Source organism: Bradyrhizobium sp. STM 3809, assembly GCF_000239795.1.
GTDB lineage: Bacteria > Pseudomonadota > Alphaproteobacteria > Rhizobiales > Xanthobacteraceae > Bradyrhizobium.
Window position 1 is genome coordinate 1 of the sequence record NZ_CAFJ01000465.1, and the last position, 3,462, is coordinate 3,462.

Genomic DNA, 3,462 nt, shown 5'->3' on the forward strand with positions numbered 1-3,462 from the left:
AGTGTTCGATCTGGATCGCGTCGTCGCTGCGCTCCTCGGGACGACGGCGCGGATGATCCGTAGGGTGGGCAAAGGCGCGGCACGACTGCATCCGAACAAAAGGTTGCGGTGGCGCCGTGCCCACCGTCTCACCGCGGAGAACGACGTCCGATGGTGGGCACGGCGCATGGGCGGCGAGCTTGCCGCACGAGCGGGGCGGGCGCCTTTGCCCACCCTACGGAGCCAACTAATCATCAGCAGCGAAACGACTGCCCGATACGGCGCCCTCTCCCCTTGCGGGAGAGGGCATGTAGGACAGCGCAGCAATCTCGGTTGGGTGAGGGGTATGTCTCAGCGAGCTGAGTTCGCTGAGACATACCCCTCACCCGAGCGAATTAGTTGATAGGCCGTACATGACCTCTCCCGCAAGGGGAGAGGGCGCATTCACGGGTACCGCCGTCGCAGCGAGAGCCGCAGCAACCAACTAATGCGACCGCGCCAGGCAGAACGCCACGACCTGCTCCAGCGCGGTCTTCATCGGCGAGGCCGGGAACAGCGCCAGTGCATCGACCGCCATTGCGCCGTAGTGATGCGCGCGGCTGATCGTGTCCTCCAGCGCGCGGTGCTTGTTCATCAGGCCGATGGCGTGATCGAGATCTGAATCGTTGATCTCGCCGCGCTCCAGCGACTTGACCCAGAACGCGCGCTCGCTGTCGCTGCCGCGGCGGAACGCCAGCACCACGGGCAGGGTGATCTTGCCCTCGCGGAAATCGTCGCCGACGTTCTTGCCGAGCTTGGCGGCCTTGCCGCCATAGTCCAGCACGTCGTCGACGAGCTGGAAGGCGATGCCGAGATTCATGCCGAACGAGCGCGATGCGGTCTGCTCGGCCTTCGGACGGTCGGCGAGCACGGGGCCGACCTCACAGGCGGCGGCGAACAGCTCGGCGGTCTTGCCGCGGATCACGGCGAGATATTCGTCCTCGGTGGTCGCAGTGTTCTTGGCGGCGGCGAGCTGCATCACCTCGCCCTCGGCGATCGTGGCGGCGGCCGCGGAGAGGATGTCGAGCGCGCGCAGCGAGCCGACCTCGACCATCATGCGGAACGCCTGACCGAGCAGGAAGTCGCCGACCAGCACGCTGGCCTCGTTGCCCCACAGCATCCGGGCGGACAATTTGCCGCGGCGCATCTCGCTCTCGTCGACCACGTCGTCGTGCAGCAAGGTCGCGGTATGCATGAACTCGACCGCGGCGGCGAGCTTGACGTGGCCGTCGCCGGTATAGTCGGTGAGATGCGCCATCGCGAGCGTCAGCATCGGCCGCAGCCGCTTGCCGCCGGAGGAGATCAGGTGATTGGCGACCTCCGGGATCATCGTGACATCGGAGCCGGTCCGCGACAGGATCGTGGCGTTGACCCGTTCCATGTCGGCTGTGACCAGCCCGACCAGCCCATCGATGGAGGCGCCCGATGGACTCTCGAAAGGTACGATAACCGCCACGCTGGTCTCCGATTTTGCTATCCTGGGATCGACAATAGAAACTGCGGCCGCAGGCGGCAAGGGCGGGACACGGAACCTTGACCCAACCTTGTCGCAATCCGGCACGGAGACATAACGATTGAAGGAATTGGTTCGGACCAACGACATCGTGCTGGTTTCGGCGGTCGGGGCGCTGCTCGACGGCGCCGACATCCATCACCTCGTGCTCGACCAGAACATGAGCATCATCGAGGGCTCGCTCGGCATCCTGCCGCGCCGGATCCTCGTGCACGAAGACGACAATCGGCAGGCCCGGCGGCTGCTCACCGAGGCCGGCCTGGCGCACGAGCTGCGCCCCGATGAGTGACGCCGTCGGCACGTCCGACGACGCCGTGCTCGGCGGCCGCCTGCGCCTGCGCCAGCCGATCTCGGGCCACCGCGCCGGCCATGATGCGATCCTGCTGGCGGCGGCGACCGCCGCGCGTCCCGATGATCGCGTGGTCGATCTCGGCGCGGGGGTCGGAACGGCGGGGCTGGCGCTGGCGCGCCGCGTTGCCGGCCTCTCGCTGGTGCTGGTGGAGCGGGAGCCGCATCTGGCCGAGCTTGCCGCTCACAACGCGCGGGCAAATGGTCTGCGGGCCGACGTGGCCGTGCTGGACATCGCCGCGGATGCCGCAGCCTTCGCAGCGGCCGGGCTTGGGCCCGACAGCGTCGACGTCGTGCTGATGAATCCGCCCTTCCACGATGCCGCGCGCCATCGCGCCTCGCCGGACGCGGCGCGGGCCGGAGCGCATATGGCGACGCCGACGACGCTGGAGCTGTGGAGTCATGCCGCACGCCGGATGCTGAGGTCCGGCGGCGTGCTGACCTTGATCTGGCGCGCCGATGGGCTCGGCGAGGTGCTGGCGGCGTTGGCGCGCGGCTTCGGCAGCGTGGCGCTGCAGCCGGTGCACGGGCAGGCCGGAAAGCCTGCAATCCGTATCCTGGTGAGGGCCGTTAAGGGAGGGCGGGCACCCATCCAGATCCTGCCGGGGGTTGTGCTCAATGAAGCGGCAGGTGTGCCCAATGAAGAGGTGATGCGGGTGCTGGAAGGGCAGGAGGGTCTGGCGCTGGCCGCTTCCCTGAACGGTTGATGGGGGGCTGGCGTTAGTGTGTCTGCGCCTCGGAGCGACGTTCAGTTACCGACGTGACACGGATGGCCGTCAACAGAGTACCGATCAGCAGGATCAACAGGTAGACCTTCATGAATTCCTCCGCCGTCTCTGCAACCAGGCTCGCCCTGTACTGGCCAAGGGCATAGCAAGGCTTGTTCCAGCCATTTGAATGGCAGCGGCGGGATAAAAAGTGGTTAATCCGAGGTAACAGGATGGTGGACAAATTGACACAACCCAGCGATGCAGCGGGGCCTTTTGATCGGTTGAAGGCGCTGCTGCCAGCGCGGCTGCGCGGCGTGCCGGTGGTGCCCGTGGTCCGCCTGTCCGGCGTGATCGGCGCGGTCACGCCGTTGCGTCCCGGGCTCACGCTGGCCGGTGTGGCCAAGATCCTGGAGCGGGCGTTCTCGATGCGCAACGCCAAGGCGGTGGCGCTGGTGATCAATTCGCCCGGCGGCTCGCCGGTGCAGTCGCGCCAGATCTATCTGCGCATCCGCCAGCTCGCCGCCGAGAAGAAGCTGCCGGTGCTGGTGTTCGTCGAGGACGTCGCGGCCTCCGGCGGCTACATGATCGCCTGCGCGGGCGACGAGATCTTTTGCGACCCGTCGTCGATCGTCGGCTCGATCGGCGTGGTCGGCGGCTCGTTCGGCCTGCAGGACCTGATCAAGAAGATTGGCGTCGAGCGGCGGCTGTACACGGCCGGCGAGCACAAGGCGATGCTCGATCCCTTCCTGCCCGAGAATCCCGACGACGTGGCGCGGCTGAAGAAGATCCAGCGCGAGATCCACGCGCTGTTCATCTCGCTGGTCAAGGAGAGCCGCACCGCCAGGCTGAAGGGCGCCGACGATTTGCTGTTCA

Annotated in this window: 4 protein-coding genes; 3 read left to right on the plus strand and 1 reads right to left on the minus strand. The window is 67.0% G+C overall.

Features of this window, described 5'->3' with window-relative positions:
* Positions 1 to 463 precede the first annotated feature (463 nt).
* A complete protein-coding gene (locus BRAS3809_RS21440; RefSeq protein WP_008964126.1) occupies positions 464 to 1,474 on the minus strand; it encodes a polyprenyl synthetase family protein in 1,011 nt (336 codons plus the stop codon).
* Between the two features lie 118 nt (positions 1,475 to 1,592).
* Between BRAS3809_RS21440 and BRAS3809_RS21445 the strand changes: the two genes are divergently transcribed.
* The 3 genes from BRAS3809_RS21445 to BRAS3809_RS21460 form a co-directional block, all read left to right on the plus strand.
* Positions 1,593 to 1,820, plus strand: a complete 228-nt coding sequence (locus tag BRAS3809_RS21445) for a putative signal transducing protein (RefSeq protein WP_008964127.1) — start codon at positions 1,593 to 1,595, stop codon at positions 1,818 to 1,820.
* On the plus strand, positions 1,813 to 2,586 hold the full coding sequence (locus tag BRAS3809_RS21450) for a tRNA1(Val) (adenine(37)-N6)-methyltransferase (RefSeq protein WP_008964128.1): 774 nt from the start codon (positions 1,813 to 1,815) through the stop codon (positions 2,584 to 2,586). Before BRAS3809_RS21445 ends, BRAS3809_RS21450 begins: the two co-directional genes overlap by 8 nt.
* A 233-nt stretch (positions 2,587 to 2,819) precedes the next feature.
* Positions 2,820 to 3,462, plus strand: a 643-nt coding sequence (locus tag BRAS3809_RS21460; RefSeq protein WP_035657469.1) for a S49 family peptidase, incomplete at its 3' end; no start/stop codon positions are given.

What these genes read in the sequence shown, in the direction of transcription:
- BRAS3809_RS21450 (WP_008964128.1), top strand. Translation starts at nt 1,813, where the DNA reads ATGAGTGACGCCGTCGGCACGTCCGACGACGCCGTGCTCGGCGGCCGC.